Raw genomic sequence first — 17,009 nt, forward strand, 5'->3', positions numbered from 1 at the left:
AACTGTGGGAGCGAGCTTGCTCGCGATAGGGCCATCAGATTCAACATTGATGTTGTCTGACAGTCCGCTATCGCGAGCAAGCTCGCTCCCACAGTGTTATCTGTAATCAGTTGGACGTCTCGGCCATCTGCTTTTCCGAGGCCCGCCAGATCAGCCGCGTGGTGTCGTACCCCTGCTGACGTGCCTTGCTCAGCAACTCCTCACGCACCACACCGTTCACGGTCGGCGTGCGCGACAACAGCCACAGATACTTGCGGCTCGGGTCACCGACGATGGCGGTCTTGTAGTCATCGCTGACGTACAGCACCCAGTATTCGCCCTTCGCCGAACCCGGAATCAGCCTGGAAAACCAGGTATCGAACTCGACCCACAGCTTGTCGCTCTTGCCGGGCACCTGTGGATAAGCCGTGCCCTTGACCTCTTCCCATTGCCACTGCGCCGTCAGGCAGCGGTTCAGCACTGCGAGGTTGCCGTCGGGCTTGAGCGTGTAATGGGCTTCGGACTGCGCGCAGTCGCGCTGGAAGTACATCGGCATACGAGCCAGCTCGTACCAGGTGCCCTGGTAGCGCTTGAGGTTGACGCTATTGACCGTCTTGGGGGCCAATGGGTCCTGGCCAGACGTGGCACAGCCGGCCAACACCAGGCCGGCAAAAAGGATGATCAATAACCGCTTCATTATTTTTCTCCCGTGGGCGATCGCCCCGGTTTACTTCAGGCCTTGGCCGGAAAACATCAGCACTTTGTCACCGGCGAACTGCACGCTGATAAAGCTGTTCTTGTCGCCCCAGGTGCAGCTGGACATGCCGAGCGCGCCTGAACAATCGGCGGGTTTGCCCAACAGGGTCTCCACATCGGCCTTGGCCATGCCGGCGGAGAGCTTCGAGTAGTTTTCCTGATTGACCTTGCTGCAGGCAGCGAGCAATACGCAGAATGAAAGCAGGGCGATGGAACGCAACGACATGGTGAAACTCCGGGGGCGTAGGGGATTGGCATGGCTGCCAAGCTGAAGCTTAGAAGAGAAAACCCCTGTCAGGTTCCCTGCCCGGCAGGCTATTTATCGGGCCACTCGTCTACCTTTTGCCGAAAATCAGCCACTTTGCCTGTTTACCGGGCATTTCGTCGTTTTTCAGAGAATTCGCCTAATCTTTGGCGCCGCTCAGTCGACATAAATGCAACGCAAAGCCACGTCAGTGGCATTTGCTCCCCCATTTTGTAGAACAGCCCCTCTGCGGTAGCTCACCCATGACCAGAAACATGAAGTTCAGCCACAAGATATTGCTGGCTGCCGCCCTCGTGGTGGCCGTCGCATTCGCTTGTTTCATCCTGTTCAACGACTATCGCCAACGCGAAACCTTGCGCAACAGTACCGAAGCCTCGATGCAGGAACTCGGCAGCCTGACCACCAGCAACATCCAGACCTGGCTGGAAAGCCGCATGCAATTGCTGCAGTCGATGGCCCAACAGATCAACGCCGACGGCAATGCTCCCGCTGGCCTGAAACGAATCATCGACCTGCCCGCCTACACCGGCAACTTCCAGCTGAGTTACTTCGGTGGCGCCGACGGCGTGATGTTCTCGGTCCCGGCGGGCAACCGCGCGGCGGACTACGATCCGCGCGCCCGTGGCTGGTACAAGGCGGCCAATAGTGCGCAACAGACCATCGTCACCGAACCCTACATCGCCGCCTCCTCTGGCAAGCTGGTGATCACAGTCGCCACCCCGGTGCAGCACCTGGGCCAGATGATCGGTGTCGCCGGCGCCGACATCGACCTGTCCAGCGTCAGCGCGATCATCAACTCGCTGAACTTCGGCGGTCACGGCCATGCGTTCATCGTCGGTGCCGACGGCAAGATCCTGATTCACCCGGACAGTAAGCTGGTGCTCAAGAACCTGACCGAGGCCTACCCCAACGGCGCGCCGAAAGTCAGCCCGGGCATGAAGGAAGTCGAGATCGACGGCAAGCGTCAGTTCATCTCTTTCACCCACGTCAACGGCGTGCCATCGGCGGACTGGTACGTAGCGCTGGTGCTCGACCAGGAAACCGCGTTCTCGATGCTCAGCGAATTCCGCACCTCGGCGATCATCGCCATGGTCATTGCGGTGGTGATCATCATCGCCCTACTGGGCATGCTGATCAGCCTGTTGATGCAACCGTTGCTGACCATGGGTCGCGCTATGCATGACATCGCCGAAGGCGAAGGTGACTTGACCAAGCGCCTGACCATTCACGGCCACGACGAATTCGGCGCGCTGGGGCTGTCGTTCAACCGTTTCGTCGAGCGCATCCATACCTCGATCATCGAAGTATCCTCGGCCACCGGCCAGGTCAACGAAGTGGCGCTGCGGGTAGTCGCCGCCTCGAACTCGTCGATGTTCAATTCCGACCAGCAAGCCTCGCGCACCAGCAGCGTGGCCGCTGCGATCAACCAGCTCGGTGCCGCCGCCCAGGAAATCGCCCAGAACGCCGCCCTCGCCTCGCAACATTCCAGCGATGCCCGCAGCCTGGCCGAAGACGGTCAACAGGTGGTGGATAAAACCATCGCGGCGATGCAGCAACTGTCGGCCAAGATCAGCGACTCGTGCGGCAACATCGAGACCCTCAACAGCAACACGGTCAACATCGGGCAGATCCTGGAAGTGATCACCAGCATTTCCCAGCAAACCAACTTGCTGGCGCTCAACGCCGCCATTGAAGCGGCCCGCGCTGGCGAGGCCGGCCGTGGTTTTGCCGTGGTGGCCGATGAGGTGCGCAATCTCGCTCACCGCACCCAGGACTCGGCGCAGCAAGTGCAGACGATGATCGAAGAGCTGCAAGTCGGTGCCCGGGCAGCGGTGGGCATCATGACCGACAGCCAGCGCCAGAGCGAAAGCAGCGTCGGCATCGCCAACCAGGCGGGCGAACGTCTGGGCAGCGTGACCCAGCGCATCGGGGAGATCGATGGCATGAACCAGTCGGTGGCCACCGCGACCGAGGAACAGACCGCCGTGGTGGAGTCGATCAACGTCGACATCACCGAAATCAACACGCTGAACCAGGAAGGCGTGGAGAACCTGCAGTCGACCTTGCGTGCGTGTGCCGATCTTGAGCAGCAGGCGGCGCGGTTGAAGCAGCTGGTGGGTAGTTTCAGGATCTGAGGCAACCTCACCGGCCTCATCGCGAGCAAGCTCGCTCCCACAGGGATCTTTGTCGCACTGGAGATCTACTGTGGGAGCGAGCTTGCTCGCGATGGCGGCATCAGCAACAAAAAACTAGAACCTGGAGCCCGGCTTTGAGAGAAACGCCAACTCCTCAGCCGTAGACTCCCGCCCCAACACCGCATTGCGATGGGGAAACCGCCCAAACTGCGCAATTACCCTCTGATGCCGCTCGGCGTAATCCAGGTAATCGGCAAACAGCGTTCGGTCACCTTCAGGCTGCTGCGCCACCAGTTCGATATAGCGCGAGACACCTTCGTTTTGCACCGCGAGGTTTTCGCTGTGCTCGAACACCAGATAGATGAACACCCGCTGAATCGGCTGCAACTGCCGATCGAAATCCGCCGCAATACCTTGGGCTACCAATTTCTGTGCGCGGGAATCGCCGGAGAATGCTTTGGGAGTATCGCGAAAGATCATTCGCGGGATTTGATCGAGCAGCAGCACCAGGGCCAGCCAACCTTCGGGACATTGCATCCACTCGGTCAATCCGCCGGCCAGTGCCTGCTCGGCCTGGCCCCCGAAACGCTCGCGCGCTTCGAGGTCCTGGCTGTCGCGCTTGCCAAACCACAACTTGCCCTTCTGCGCCGCCACTTCCTTCGCTGACCCGAAACTTCCGAACCACCAATCAAGCAACGGCTGCCAGGGCGCGGTCATGGTTTATTCCTTGTGGTAAGCCGTAACGCGGGCAACTTCTTCTTTCGAACCGAGGAACACCGCAACACGCTGGTGCAGGCCTTCCGGCTGGATGTCGAGGATGCGCTGGTGGCCGTCGGTGGACGCGCCGCCTGCCTGTTCCACCAGGAACGACATCGGGTTGGCTTCGTACATCAGGCGCAGTTTGCCCGGCTTCGACGGCTCGCGGCTGTCGCGTGGGTACATGAACAGACCGCCACGGGTCAGGATGCGGTGCACGTCAGCCACCATCGCGGCAACCCAACGCATGTTGTAGTTCTTTTTCAGCGGGCCTTCATCGCCGGCCAGCAATTCGCTGACGTAGCGCTGTACCGGTGCTTCCCAGTGACGCTGGTTGGAAGCGTTGATGGCGAATTCCTGGGTGGCTTCAGGAATGGTGATGTTTTCGTGAGTCAGTACGAAGCTGCCCATTTCACGGTCCAGGGTGAAGCCTTTCACGCCGTCGCCCAGGGTCAGGATCAGCATGGTCTGCGGGCCGTAGATCGCGTAACCGGCGGCCACTTGCTGGGTGCCTGGCTGCAGGAAAGCCTTTTCATTCAAGGGCTCGTTCTGGCTCAAGTATTCGTTCGGGCAACGCAGTACCGAGAAGATGGTGCCGACCGGGGCGTTGATGTCGATGTTCGACGAACCGTCCAGCGGGTCGAATACCAGCAGGTACGCGCCTTTCGGGTATTTGCCCGGGATCTGGTAGGCGTTATCCATTTCTTCGGACGCCATGCCGGCCAGGTGACCGCCCCATTCGTTGGCTTCGAGCAGGATCTCGTTGGAGATCACGTCGAGCTTTTTCTGCACTTCGCCCTGGACGTTTTCAGTGCCCATGCTGCCCAGAACGCCACCCAGGGCGCCTTTGGACACGGCGTGGTTGATCTCCTTGCAGGCACGCGCCACCACTTCGATCAGGAAGCGCAGATCGGCAGGAGTGTTGTTGCTGCGGGTCTGCTCAATCAAATAGCGACTCAAGGTAACGCGGGACATGGAAGGCTCCGGTGGAATGGGGGGGCTAAAAACCCGCGCAGTTTAACGCGAGTCGGGGCGCATTTCCTCCTATCAGACGTGATCGGCCAAAGAGAGTTCATGTGCGGGGATGAGCGTAGTAGGAAATGGACTGGATGTGAGCCTGGGAACTGCGGTCATTTCGGTATTTTTCAGTGACTGAACGAACGCTTTCGCGAGCAGGCTCGCCCCCACAGGGGGTGGGAGCGAGCCTGCTCGCGATTGGGTGCGCAGCATCCATTGTCAGGATTTGACAGAGGGCTTTCGCAGCAAACTGAACGCCATCGCCGCCAGGAACAGGACACTGAGCAACAACACCGCCCACAAGCCGAACTTCTTCCAAGGGATGTCCGTCGTCGCCAGCGTTTTCTCTGTCGATGCATTCGAAACCACCGCCCCGACATCCACAATGGCCCTGCCCAAGGTCGCGAGCTTCGCCGGGCTGTAATCCGGAATCAGCGTCGACAGCGGCAAGTTCGCCGCCTTCGCCGTCGAATTCCCCACGACCAGCGTGTAAGGCCCAGGCCCGCGCGCCAGGAACACCAGTTGTGTGGCACGCACGGCATACTTCAGCGTCGGCGCCCGATCACCCAGGCCGCCACCGCGTTCGTCCACGGTCAGCTTCAATTGCTGGACGATCTGCCCGGACAACTGCAATTCGTTTTGCACCACATCCTGACCGTTCTGGGCCAGGCGATAGAGCAAACCGCTGCCCAACGACTGCCAAGGCAGACTGCTGTCGCGACGGCCGGCCAGGCTCACTGGCGCCAGGCTGTTGGGCTGGCTCAACTCGACCTGCACCCGCTCGACATTCAGCCCCATCGGCAACTGCCAGGTGTATTCACCCGCCTTCACGCTGCTGCCGGTCAACCCTTGGGACCAGACCAACGGCAGCGGCAGGCTGCGGGTACTGGCGCTCTGTAGTTGTGCCGAAGTCAGTGTCGGTGCCGAATGCGGCGTGATCCACAGTAACCGCAGGTAGCGTGCCGACTGGCCCGGCAGGTTGACTTCATGCTGTTCGACCCGCTCGTCGGAAAAGGTCAGACGCGCCACCTGCCCTTCGCCCCAGGACTGCCAATGCTGCAAATCGTTGCTGGCTTCGATGGTGAAACGCTGGAAGCCGTCGCGCTCGCTGCTCCAGTCCAGAACCAACTGCTGCAACGGCGCCTTGATAGCCGAAGCGTCGAGCAACCAGCCGCGCAGCTCTTCCTCACCCGCCTCCAACTGACTGGAGGGCTGCACCTCGACCAATGTGCCGTTGGTGCTCGATTGCACCCGCACGCTCGGCGCGGTTTCAGTGGCGTCCACCGAGTTGTACAGCGGAAACCATTTCACCTCGGTCAAGGTGCGCGCTTCATTGCTCCGCGCCGATTCCCGGGCCAAGGCATAAGCCTGAACTTCGCCCGCCGCATTGAACACACGCACATCGCTCAGGTCGGCCTGCCGTGCGTTCAGTTGTACGTTCAGGGGCAGCTCAAGGCGATACCAGGGCCCTTCGCCCGTCACCGACAAAGGCACTTGGGTGGTGAAGTCCGCCGGTTTTTCCTGGGCAACCGCCGACAACACTACGCCCATGGCAACAGCGCCCAACCAACCCAGGTTCAGCTTCTGACTCAAGACGACACTCCTTCGGATTCCGGGACCGGTTTCTCGACATCCGGCACAGCTTCGGCACGCTTGGGCGGCAGCGGGGCGAAATAGCCCACCACCAGCAGCAACACGCCGACACCGATAAACGACACGATCCGCGCCAGCCCGCCGCGATTACTCAATTCGACAAAGAACAGCTTAGCCACGACCACACCTATCAAGGCGGCGCCGATCAACCAGACTTCGCGGTGGCGACGCAAATGGCCACCGATCATCAGGCTCAGGGCCATCAAGGTCCAGACGATGGACAACCCGGCTTGCACCCGCATCGACGCCAACAACAGATCCAGCTCGAACGGCACCCCGCTCCAATGGTGTGCCGTACGCATTACCAATGCCGTAAAGAACACGAACAGCGAGGCACCTGCGACCCCTTGCGTGGCGATGGCGGCGTAATCCTTGTACAGCGCCAGTTGTGTCATGGCGCTGCGGGACCAGACATAGATGCCGAACAGCGCGAACAACAGGCCCAGCTCCAGCGGGTTGATCAATGGCACGTAGGGCAGTGGCTCGGCGTTGCCGTCACTGGCGACATTCGCCAGCCAGAACCAGCCGAGCATCAGCAACGCCAGCGGCGCGGCGGCGTATACACGGTATTCCCTCGAGTACGCCGCCACCGGCCACGGCCACGCGCGAGGCGCCGCCATCAGAACCAGATACAGACTTGGCAGAATCGCCCAACCCAACCAGCGCCAAGCGTTGTATTGCTCGGACAACACCAGCAAGCCATAACGCAGCTCCAGCGCCAGCACCCCCATCAACAGCCAACAGCCGAGCACATGGGCGACACTCGTCACGCGTGCTGGCAGCATGGGCGCCAGGCGTCGCAGGGACATGAAATGCACCACGAACACGGCGGCCCACGCCAGCCAGCCGACGTTGGCCGCCGGGTGGTAACGCGAGTGCCAGGCCGCCAGCAGCACCAGCGCCGCCGCGGGAATCAACACCGTACCGAGCACCCCCAGTGACGGCCATTTCAGGCGCAGCGCCAACACCGTCCACAGCGCAACACTCACAGCTGCGATGCTCAACAACAAAGTCGCCTGCATCGGCAGCGACGCAAAATGCAGCACTTCGATGACCCAGGCCAACGCCCACCAGCCTGCGCCCCACACCAGCAACGCCTGGGACAATCGCAACAGGCTCAGCCCTTCGAATGCTTCGGGCGAATGCCCCATCTGCAAACGCCAGGCCCCGACCATCGCTGCCAGCCCCAACACCAGCGGCGCCCAGAATCCGGCATGAGCCAGGGGACTCAGCCCTTCACTGAACAGCGGCCCCGTCGCCAGGAACAGTGCACCACCCAACAGTTGCACAGCGAGCGCGGTGAACACGAATGTGCGCGATGGCAGGCGCAAGCCAACCAACAACGTCAACGCCCCGGCCAAGGCCCAACTGATCACCGTGCCGTGGCTGAAGAAAAACAACGGCGCCAGCAAATAGAGAAACGCCAGCCCGAGGCACGCCAGGACTGGCAGACCTTTTAGCTCCCAAGGCCTGATCTGCTCCGGCAAGGCTTTACGCAACTGGTAGAAGCTGAACAACAACGCAACGCCCAGTAACAGTGCGCCTAGCGGTACACCACCGAGCAGGCTGCTCTCGCTGTTGTGCAGCTCGCTGAGAAACACCAGCGCCGAGCCCAGTTGCAGGAGCAAGGCAAACGCCCGGGCCAGGGGCCTTTGCTGGCGAAGGCCGAGCCAGAAGATCCCCGCGCCCTCCACCGCCCACGCCGCTGTCGTCCAGCGTGCATCGAGCCCCAGCGGAATCGCCAGGCTGGTGAAGATCACGCCCAAGGCCAGGCAGGTTTCCCCCAGCAACAGCGTGCGCCCGTCCATCAGCCAACGGGCAAGTCCCATGTAAATCATGCCCAGCGCCAATGCACTGAACGCCGCAGCGAACTCCAGATGCTGCACCAGTGCGAACTGCAAGCCGAAACCCACCAGCGGCGGACCGAACAGCAGCGTGCCGTCGACGTAGTCGCCCTTGCGCGCCGACCATTGCAGCAGCGATTCGCGACTGCTCTCTGCCGGTGCATCGCTCATTTCCAGCAGCCTGCGCCGGGCGAACAGCAGACCAATGGCCAGGTACATCAGGAAAAACAAAATCAGAAACGGCTCGGTGCTCCACAACTGCTCCGGCGAGTAGGAACGCAGGCCCCAGGCGAAACCGATGCCGAAGGTGCCGCTGAACCCGATGACATTCAACAGCCGCCAGGCCTTGAACCAGGCGATGGCGAAGATGCCGGCGTTGAGCAGGGCAAAGTAGCTGAACAGCGCGACGTGGCTGCCGGCGCCGGTGGAGGCCAGCAGCGGCGCGGCGAATCCGCCCAGTGCGGCAGCGGCGGCCAACCCCAGGGAGTCCTGGGTAATGGCGAGAATCGCCGAACAGACTGTCACCGCCACCAGCAGGCCAAACCCCGCTGTGGGATCGAGCAGCGGATGCAGGCGCATCGCGGCAAACACCGTCAGGTACAACACTGCGATCCCGGCCCCTTGCAGGATCAACGCATAACTGCTGTTGCGCGCCCGTAACCACCAGCCCAGCCCGAGCAACCCCAAGGCTGCCGCCGCAACGCCTGCGTACCGCAACTCAACCGGCACCACCACGCCTTCGGTGGCATAGCGCAGCAAAAAGGCCAGGCCGAGGAACAACAGCACCACGCCGACCCGCAACACGGTATTGCCGCCGAACAACCAGGCTCGGGCACGGCTGATGGCGCGATCGATAAGGTTCGGGCCGCGCGGAGGGACAGGTGGTTGTGCCTGACGAGCGATCGGCTCGGGCTTCCAGGCATCGGCGGGCTGCGAACGGTTGGTTTCGGTGGCCGCTGCGGCGATCGGCTCGAGTTCGGGCGGCAGCTCCCAGACCAACTCCGGGGCTGCGGCAGGTGCTTCATCGAGGATGGTTTCAGGTGAGACAAGTGGCTCGCGGGTTTCCGGCGCCTTGACGCCCGATGCTTCGAGCAGCGCCAGCCGTTGCTCGACCGCCTGCAGCGCTACCTGCGCCTGTTCCAGCAAACGCTGCTGCTCGACTGCCTGCGAGTCCATGCGAGCCATGCGAAGGGCCTGGCCGATACCCAATCCGAATAACGCGCCCAGCAGCGCATCGCTGAATGACTCGTCGAGTATCCAGCCGAGCACCAGCCCTATCAGCATGAACATCCATTGCATGGTCGATATCCCTAAGCGGCCCCATCATGAGGCAAGTCCAAGCGGTACAGTGTCTGATCAGTCTAGTGCGAAAACACCACAACCCCCTGTAGGAGCGAGCTTGCTCGCGATGAGGCCATAACATTCAGCATTAATGTTGAATGTCAGTGCGCTATCGCGAGCAAGCTCGCTCCCACAAGGGATTGTGGTGTGTTCAGAATCTGATCAACCCTGCCGCCCGGTAATCCAGCGCCTAGTATATCGACCCCGCCCGTCAACAACCGGGCCTTGCTCGCAGTTCTGGCTGAAAACTACTCCAGTGCCTTCCAGATTTCCGTGGCGTACTCTCGAATGGTCCGGTCCGACGAGAACCAGCCCATCCGCGCCGTGTTCAACACCGCCGAGCGCCACCACTCCTTCGAATCGTGCCAATGGGCTTCGACGCGCATCTGGGCGTGCCAGTAGGAATCGAAGTCGGCGCAGACCATGAAGCGGTCGTAGTCCACCAGCGAATCGATCAATCCGGCGTAACGGGACGGATCGTCCGGCGAGAACACCCCACCACGAATCGCTTGCAGCACATCGTTCAGACGATGGGACGCGGCGATATCCGGCACCGCGCTGAACTCATGATTCTGTTTGCGCGCCTCCACCTGCTGCGCGCTGAGACCAAAGATAAACATGTGCTCGGTGCCGATGCGCTCGCTCATTTCCACGTTGGCCCCATCCAGGGTACCGATAGTCAGCGCGCCGTTCAGTCCGAATTTCATGTTGCTGGTGCCAGAGGCTTCGAACCCGGCGGTGGAGATCTGCTCGGACAAATCCGCCGCCGGAATGATGCTCTCCGCCAGGCTGACGTTGTAGTTGGGCAGGAACACCACTTTGAGCAAGCCGCGCACGGTCGGGTCGTTGTTCACCACCCGGGCGATGTCGTTGGTCAGCTTGATGATCAGTTTGGCCTGGTGATAGCTCGCGGCTGCCTTGCCGGCGAAGATTTTCACCCGCGGCACCCAGTCGATTTCAGGCTCCGCGCGAATCGCCTGGTACAACGCCACGGTGTGCATCAGGTTGAGCAACTGGCGTTTGTACTCGTGGATTCGCTTGACCTGCACGTCGAACATCGCCGCCGGGTTGACCGCCACGCCCAGTCGCTCATGAATCAGGTACGCCAGGGCTTTCTTGCTGTGCAGGCGTTGCTCGGCAAACGCCTTGCGGAATGCACTTTTCTCAGCGAACGGTTCAAGGGCGAGCAAACGCTCTTCCGGGTTGTCCAGCACCTCGGGGCCAAGGGCATCGACCAGCATCGAAGTCAGCTCGGGGTTGGCCTGATACAACCAGCGGCGGAAGGTGATGCCGTTGGTTTTGTTGTTGATCCGCTCCGGGTAGAGTTTGTGCAGTTCGGAGAACACCGTTTGACGCATCAGCTGCGTATGTAGCCCGGACACACCGTTGATGCTGTGGGACCCGAGAAACGCCAGGTTGCCCATGCGCACCCGGCGACCGTTGTCTTCCTCGATCAGCGACACCGCGCGCAGTACGTCGAAGTCGTGAATGCCTTTGGCCCGCAGGGAGTCGATGTGGTGGGCGTTGATCAGGTAAATGATCTGCATGTGCCGCGGCAACATGCGTTCCATCAAGCCGACCGGCCAGGTTTCCAGCGCTTCGGGCAGCAATGTGTGGTTGGTATAGGACAGCGTATCGACGGTGACCTGCCACGCGGCATCCCACGCCACGTCATACACGTCGACCAGTTGCCGCATCAGTTCAGCCACGGCAATCGAGGGGTGAGTGTCGTTGAGCTGGATAGAGGCGTGATCGCCCAGGGTCAGTACCGAGGTGTGCATGTTGCGATGGCGGCGCAGCAGATCCTGCAACGAGGCGGCGACGAAGAAGTACTCTTGGCGCAGGCGCAACTCCTGGCCGGCCTCGGTGCTGTCCGCCGGGTACAGCACCCGGGAGATGCTTTCGGCCCGGGCCACTTCGGCCACGGCGCCCAGGTGGTCGCCGGCGTTGAAACGCTCCAGGTGCAGATCTTCCATCGCCCGGGCACGCCACAGGCGCAGCGTGTTGACGCTCGCCCCGCGCCAGCCGACCACCGGCGTGTCGTAGGCAATCGCCCGCACGGTTTCCGCCGGGGACCAGACTTGTCGGGATTTGCCGGTGTCGTCGGTCAGGGTCTCGACACCGCCGCCGAAACCGATGGTGTAAGCCACTTCCGGCCGCTCGAACTCCCACGGGTTGCCGAAATCCAGCCAGTGTTCGGTCTGCTCCTGCTGCCAGCCATCGACAATCGCCTGGCGGAACAACCCGTGCTCATAGCGGATGCCGTAGCCATGACCGGCGATGCCGAGGGTCGACATGCTTTCCAGGAAACACGCCGCCAGACGCCCGAGGCCGCCGTTGCCCAGGGCCGCATCGGGCTCCAGCATGCGAATGCGCTCAAGGTCGACGCCGAGTTCGGTCAGGGCTTCGCGGGCCACGTCGAGCAGGCCGAGATTGCTCAGGCTGTCGAACAACAGCCGACCGATGAGAAATTCCAGGGAGAGGTAATAGACGCGCTTCTGACCTTTGCGGTAGATCTGCCGCGTGTGGTCCATCCAGTGCTCGACCATGTGATCCCGCGCGGCCAGGGCAATGGCTTCGAACCAGTCGTGGTCGAAGGCGTGATCCGGGTCTTTACCCACTGCATAAGTGAGTTTGGTCAAGACGGCGTCGCGGAATGCGGCCACCTCTGCTTCGCGAACAAGTGGTTCTTGAGTCATCGATAGGACCTCGAGCGAGCTTGGAGTTGTCTGAGCCTAGACGGTCTGACAGGCGGTAGAGGCTCTGGTTCGGCAGTTTTTCCTGTAGGGGCGAATCGGGTCGGCAATACATTGTCGTGTACCTGATTCAATGCAGGGGCCGTGCCGGATTAGCGGTTTATTGGTCGGCCGTGAAAAAATCTGGCGAAAGGTTGTTCAAAAATCCACCAGTCCCGGTATGATCGCGCGCCCTGATGCACACGCTGGTAACAAACGATGATGAAGCCGAACCTGATCGCTGCCGCAGAGATCGACCGCCTCGATACCTGGGCCAAGTACTCTGCCCCGATGTGCGGCTCGTGCATGTCCAGCTGCTGCACCCTGCCCGTCGAGGTCAAGATCAAGGATCTGATCCGCATCGGCGTGGTCGATGAATTCGAGCTGGGTGATCCGCCGAAGAACATCGCCAAGCGCCTGCAAAAGGAAGGCTTGGTCGAACGCTTCAATCAGAAATCAGGAATCTTTACCCTCCAGCGCATGAGCAACAACGATTGCCTGTACCTGGATCGTAAGAGCCGTCTGTGCACTATTTATGATAAGCGCCCGGATACTTGCCGCAATCACCCGAAAATCGGCCCGCGGCCAGGGTATTGCGCGTACAAGCCAAAAGAAGTGGAGCGCGAGCGGAATTCGCGGTCGATTGAGCGGTTCTGATATTTCCTGAAACCCGTGGCGGCTGATCGGCCGCCATCGCGAGCAAGCTCGCTCCCACAGGGGTTCTGTGGTGTTCACACAATTTGTGGTTCACCTCGAACACTGTGGGAGCGAGCTTGCTCGCGATGAGGCCGGCACAAACACCGCACAAACCGCAGACAAACAAAAACGCCCCCGGTCTCTCGACCGGGGGCGTTTTCGTTCAGCCGGGGCTAAATCTTATGCCTTGGCTTTCTTGGCAGCGCGGGTACGCTCGCTTTCGTCCAGGATCTTCTTGCGAAGACGGATGGACTTAGGAGTTACTTCACACAGCTCGTCGTCCTGGATGAATTCCAGAGCCTGTTCCAGGGTGAAGCGAACAGGTGGAACCAGAGCGATGGTTTCGTCTTTACCCGAAGCACGCATGTTGTCGAGCTTCTTGCCCTTGGTAGGGTTAACGCCCAGGTCGTTGTCACGGCTGTTCAGACCAACGATCTGACCGTTGTAGATTTCCTGACCGTGTTCTACGAACAGCTTGCCACGCGCCTGCAGGGTTTCCAGGGAGTAGGTCAGTGCCTTGCCGGTTTCAACCGAAACCAGAACGCCGTTCTGACGGCCGGACATGTCGCCGGACTTCATCACGTCGTAACGGTCGAAGATCGAGGTCAGGATGCCAGCACCGTTGGTCAGGGTCAGGAACTGGTTACGGAAACCGATCAGACCGCGAGCAGGGATGTTGTATTCCAGACGTACACGGCCCTTGCCATCCGGCACCATGTTGGTCAGGTCGCCCTTACGCAGGCCCATCTCTTCCATCACCTTGCCCTGGGATTCTTCCGGCAGGTCGATGGTGACGTTTTCGAACGGTTCGTGCTTCACGCCGTCAACCAGACGGATGATCACTTCCGGACGGCCTACAGCCATTTCGAAGCCTTCGCGACGCATGGTTTCGATCAGTACCGAGAGGTGCAGTTCGCCACGGCCGGAAACCTTGAACTTGTCAGCCGAGTCGCCTTCTTCAACGCGCAGTGCAACGTTGTACAGCAGCTCTTTGTCCAGACGTTCCTTGATGTTACGGGAAGTCACGAACTTGCCTTCTTTACCGCAGAATGGCGAGTCGTTTACCTGGAAGGTCATGGAAACGGTTGGCTCGTCGACGGTCAGCGGCTTCATCGCTTCGACCGTGTCCGGGTGGCACAGGGTGTCGGAGATGAACAGCGAGTCCATACCGCTGATGCACACGATATCGCCTGCTGCAGCTTCTTCAACGTCGATGCGGTGCAGACCGTGGTGACCCATCAGCTTCAGGATACGACCGTTACGCTTCTTGCCGTCGGCACCGATAGCCACAACCGGGGTGTTCGGCTTGACGCGACCACGAGCGATACGGCCAACACCGATAACACCCAGGAAGCTGTTGTAGTCCAGTGCGGAGATCTGCATCTGGAACGGACCTTCACGGTCAACAGCCGGCGCCGGTACGTTGTCGACGATCGACTGGTACAGCGGGGTCATGTCTTCAGCCATTTCGGTGTGGTCCAGACCGGCAATACCGTTCAGGGCCGAGGCGTAGACGACTTTGAAGTCCAGCTGTTCTTCGGTGGCACCCAGGTTGTCGAACAGGTCGAAGATCTGGTCCAGAACCCAGTCCGGACGCGCGCCTGGACGGTCAACCTTGTTGATGCACACGATCGGACGCAGGCCGGCTTCGAAAGCCTTCTTGGTCACGAAACGGGTTTGCGGCATAGGGCCGTCTTGAGCGTCAACCAGCAGCAGAACGGAGTCGACCATCGACATTACGCGTTCAACTTCGCCGCCGAAGTCGGCGTGGCCCGGGGTGTCCACGATGTTGATGTGGTAGCCGTTCCAGTTGATGGCGGTGTTTTTCGCCAGAATGGTAATACCGCGCTCTTTCTCCTGGTCGTTGGAGTCCATCACGCGCTCGTCGTTGAGCTCGTTGCGCTCCAGGGTGCCGGATTGACGCAGGAGTTTGTCTACCAGGGTGGTCTTACCATGGTCAACGTGGGCAATGATGGCGATGTTGCGTAGATTTTCGATCACTTGTGTATCTCGATCAGAGGATTCGGTGTGCTGACAAGTCTTGGCAGCGATTAACAGTAGCGTCCGTGAAAGCCGTTACAGCTTGACGGTGGCATCGGGGGGCCGGTGACGCAGGCCACAGGCAAACAGCCCCGGGCACTTAGCTCGGTCGATAAACGCGCACATTGGCATGCCCCTCACTGAGCAAATGGTGGGCATGCAGGCGACTCATCACGCCTTTGTCGCAATACAGCAGGTACTGGCGAGTAGGGTCCAGTTCCTTGAAACGAGCGTTCACTGCATAAAACGGCATCGTTTGTACCTCGATGCCAGCGAGATCCAGCGGGTCGTCTTCAGCGGCATCCGGGTGACGGATGTCGATGACGATCTGACCGGCCAGCGCTTCGCTGACTTCTTCAATCTGCAAGTCCTGGCCCAGTTCATCGATCACGCGATCGATCGGCACCAGCTTGGCGTTTTCGAGCGCACGCTCGAGTACCGCCATATCGAATTCTTTCTCTTCATGCTCGACGCGATAGCGCTTGGCCGCGGTCTTCGGATTGACCGAGATGACGCCGCAGTATTCCGGCATGTGCCGGGCGAAATCGGCGGTGCCGATTTCGATTGCCGTGTCGATAATGTCCTGCTTGTGACTGGCGATCAGCGGGCGCAGTACCAGCTTTTCGGTCACGCAGTCGATCACTGACAGGTTCGGCAGCGTCTGGCTCGACACCTGGGAGATCGCCTCACCGGTGACCAGTGCGTCGATGTGCAGTCGATCGGCAATTTGGGAGGAAGCGCGCAACATCATACGCTTCAATACTACGCCCATATGACTGTTATCGACTTTGCCGAGAATTTCGCCCAGCACTTCTTCGAACGGCACACTGACAAATAGCACGCGCTGGGAGCTGCCGTACTTCTTCCAGATGAAATGCGCGACTTCCATGACGCCCAGTTCGTGGGCACGTCCGCCCAGATTGAAGAAGCAGAAATGCGCCATCAGGCCGCGGCGCATGATCTGGTAGGCCGCCACGGTGGAGTCGAAGCCACCGGACATCAGCACCAGGGTCTGCTCCAGCGCGCCCAGCGGATATCCGCCGATGCCGTTGTGCTGGCTGTGGATCACGAACAACCGTTGGTCGCGAACTTCGATCCGGACTTCGATTTCCGGCGCTTTCAGGTCGATCCCGGCTGCGCCGCACTCGCGACGCAGCTTGCTGCCGACGTATTTTTCGACGTCCATCGAGCTGAACGTGTGCTTGCCCGCACGCTTGCAGCGCACCGAGAAAATTTTCCCGGCCAGCGCATCGCCGTAGTGCTGCCTGCACTTTTCGGTGATGTCGTCGAAGTCGCCCAGCGGGTACTCGTCGATCTGCAGAAAGTGCGCGATGCCCGGCATGCAGGTCAGGCGTTCACCCATCTCTTTCAAGGCTTTCGGGTCGGTAACACGGGTTTCCAGCTCGAGATTGTCCCACACGCCGTTCACCACCACGGCCGGGTCCAGATCACGGAGCACGGCGCGGATGTTTTTGGCCAACTGGCGGATAAATTTCGTCCGGACAGGTCGACTCTTGATGGTGATCTCGGGGAAGACTTTTACGATTAATTTCATGGAAACAGCGCGCGCATGGCCTGCCGAAAAAGGGGGGCGCGGATTATAGCGGAAATTGCTCAAGGTTTAACCAGTTAATGTGCAGAAGGTTTTGCATGCACCAAAACAGGTCACTTATTGGATATGGCGCCACATTACAGGGCGAGCTTTTCTGCTTTAAAGGGCAAAACGCCCTCTCAAGCGTGATTTTGGGGCAAAAAATCCATGCTAGGGCACTGGCATGCAATTTGCTCCCTT

At 60.4% G+C, this 17,009-nt stretch carries 11 protein-coding genes and 1 pseudogene; 3 read left to right on the plus strand and 9 right to left on the minus strand.

Annotated features, from left to right (window positions below; genetic code table 11):
- Positions 1–106 precede the first annotated feature (106 nt).
- On the minus strand, positions 107–676 hold the full coding sequence (locus J4D25_RS13095) for a lipocalin family protein (protein ID WP_057712393.1): 570 nt from the start codon (positions 674–676) through the stop codon (positions 107–109).
- 30 nt (positions 677–706) lie between these two features.
- Positions 707–961: a hypothetical protein gene (locus J4D25_RS13100; RefSeq protein WP_007975531.1), complete on the minus strand. Its 255-nt coding sequence runs from the start codon at positions 959–961 to the stop codon at positions 707–709.
- 293 nt (positions 962–1,254) lie between these two features.
- Between J4D25_RS13100 and J4D25_RS27315 the strand changes: the two are divergent.
- Both J4D25_RS27315 and J4D25_RS27320 read left to right on the plus strand, forming a co-directional pair.
- Positions 1,255–2,277: pseudogene (locus J4D25_RS27315) on the plus strand (cache domain-containing protein); the annotation flags it as partial.
- A 93-nt stretch (positions 2,278–2,370) separates the two neighbouring features.
- Positions 2,371–3,135, plus strand: a complete 765-nt coding sequence (locus J4D25_RS27320) for a methyl-accepting chemotaxis protein (RefSeq protein WP_371318464.1) — start codon at positions 2,371–2,373, stop codon at positions 3,133–3,135.
- Between the two features lie 114 nt (positions 3,136–3,249).
- Here J4D25_RS27320 and J4D25_RS13110 read toward each other — a convergent pair whose 3' ends face one another.
- The 5 genes from J4D25_RS13110 to J4D25_RS13130 all read right to left on the minus strand — a co-directional run bounded on the left by J4D25_RS13110 (position 3,250) and on the right by J4D25_RS13130 (position 12,445).
- Positions 3,250–3,852: a DUF924 family protein gene (locus J4D25_RS13110; RefSeq protein ID WP_057712395.1), complete on the minus strand. Its 603-nt coding sequence runs from the start codon at positions 3,850–3,852 to the stop codon at positions 3,250–3,252.
- Between the two features lie 3 nt (positions 3,853–3,855).
- Positions 3,856–4,866: a class 1 fructose-bisphosphatase gene (locus tag J4D25_RS13115; protein WP_007975526.1), complete on the minus strand. Its 1,011-nt coding sequence runs from the start codon at positions 4,864–4,866 to the stop codon at positions 3,856–3,858.
- Between the two features lie 261 nt (positions 4,867–5,127).
- The gene (locus J4D25_RS13120) at positions 5,128–6,501 is read right to left on the minus strand and encodes a DUF3999 domain-containing protein (protein ID WP_057712396.1); all 1,374 of its coding nucleotides are present in this window, start codon (positions 6,499–6,501) and stop codon (positions 5,128–5,130) included.
- Complete coding sequence (locus J4D25_RS13125) at positions 6,498–9,704, minus strand: DUF2339 domain-containing protein (RefSeq protein ID WP_057712397.1); 3,207 nt, start codon at positions 9,702–9,704, stop codon at positions 6,498–6,500. The genes J4D25_RS13120 and J4D25_RS13125 overlap by 4 nt, the downstream gene beginning before the upstream one ends.
- Before the next feature lie 290 nt (positions 9,705–9,994).
- A complete protein-coding gene (locus J4D25_RS13130) occupies positions 9,995–12,445 on the minus strand; it encodes a glycogen/starch/alpha-glucan phosphorylase (RefSeq protein ID WP_057712398.1) in 2,451 nt (816 codons plus the stop codon).
- Between the two features lie 255 nt (positions 12,446–12,700).
- Between J4D25_RS13130 and J4D25_RS13135 the strand changes: the two genes are divergently transcribed.
- Positions 12,701–13,138 carry a YkgJ family cysteine cluster protein gene (locus tag J4D25_RS13135; RefSeq protein ID WP_007970630.1) on the plus strand — a complete coding sequence of 146 codons (438 nt, stop codon included), beginning with the start codon at positions 12,701–12,703 and terminating at the stop codon, positions 13,136–13,138.
- A 219-nt stretch (positions 13,139–13,357) separates the two neighbouring features.
- On the opposite strand, the gene typA is transcribed toward J4D25_RS13135, so the two are convergent.
- Entirely contained in the window at positions 13,358–15,178 is a 1,821-nt protein-coding gene (gene typA, locus J4D25_RS13140; protein ID WP_057712399.1) for a translational GTPase TypA, read from the minus strand.
- A 139-nt stretch (positions 15,179–15,317) separates the two neighbouring features.
- A complete protein-coding gene (thiI, locus tag J4D25_RS13145) occupies positions 15,318–16,772 on the minus strand; it encodes a tRNA uracil 4-sulfurtransferase ThiI (protein ID WP_057712400.1) in 1,455 nt (484 codons plus the stop codon).
- Between the last annotated feature and the right edge of the window lie 237 nt (positions 16,773–17,009).

The sequence above is a fragment of the Pseudomonas sp. GW456-L13 genome (assembly GCF_017350115.1).
In the GTDB taxonomy this organism is placed as follows: Bacteria; Pseudomonadota; Gammaproteobacteria; order Pseudomonadales; family Pseudomonadaceae; genus Aquipseudomonas; species Aquipseudomonas jessenii.